The 931-nt window shown below is 38.6% G+C and carries 1 protein-coding gene and 1 pseudogene; both read right to left on the minus strand.

All coding sequences use genetic code 11. From position 1 onward, the window contains the following. Window positions 1-436 (minus strand): phage integrase N-terminal SAM-like domain-containing protein (locus tag DC53_RS21825; RefSeq protein WP_033032204.1); only part of this gene is annotated, 436 nt, incomplete at its 3' end. Window positions 437-767: 331 nt separating this feature from the next. Beyond that, a pseudogene (locus tag DC53_RS21830) lies at window positions 768-857 on the minus strand (iron-sulfur binding domain-containing protein); the annotation flags it as partial. Between the last annotated feature and the right edge of the window lie 74 nt (window positions 858-931).

Genomic DNA, 931 nt, shown 5'->3' on the forward strand with positions numbered 1-931 from the left:
GTCCATCGATGTCTTGCACTTTAATGCGTAGCAGTTCGCCAATACGCAAACCACATCCATAACACACCACTATCGATGTTTTTAAGCGCATATCGGTGCAACTTTCTATAAGCCGTCGCATGTCATCGCGCGATAAATACGTGGGTGCGCGAAGTTTTACTTTTGGCAGTACAATATCTAAGTTAAGTGGCCGATGTAAAATATTCTTAAACAAGAACCAAATACTGTTTATCTGTATTTTTTGGCTTGCTCTAGAAAGTTTACGAATCGCAGGATCGTTAAAAAAGGCGTTAAGTTCCTCATCAGTAATCGAATCGAGCGGTTTATTAAAATAATGACTGAGTTTTAGTAAATGTTCACAGTAGCTTTTACATGTACTTTGCGAATAACCACGATAGGCTATTTCAGTTTTGACTTGTTCAATGAGTGTATTCATGACTTACCTCCAAGTTATGGGATAACCCCAAGGTAAGTGTGGCTCAAATGGTCAGAATAGGATCTCCGCGTAGCGGCTTAGTTCAACAATTTAATAGTGCGCATATCGCTGCCGACGCTGCGCTCATTTTTCTACATTATATAGTTTTAACAAATAACCTAAGGTATTACTATAACTAAGTTTTCTATGACTTTAAGTAAAGTTAAATGAAACAAAATGCGCGTGTCGCTCGTTTGCTTGAATATATGCGCGAACAACACAGTTAGGAAATCAATTAACTGTTATATTAAGCCAACCTCAATGACCGGTTATCGCTCAAGGCAGCCTATAGTTACTCTGTTTTATCTTTAAACTCACACAAGTCTTCAATAATACAGCTGCCACACTTAGGTTTACGCGCTACGCAGGTATAACGTCCGTAAGAACGCAATAATTAGGATGACATATATGGACGCTCCCTTGAAGTCAAGACGAGCTAATGTATAAACATCAAAA

This window comes from Pseudoalteromonas fuliginea, assembly GCF_000690055.1.
Taxonomy (GTDB): domain Bacteria; phylum Pseudomonadota; class Gammaproteobacteria; order Enterobacterales; family Alteromonadaceae; genus Pseudoalteromonas; species Pseudoalteromonas fuliginea.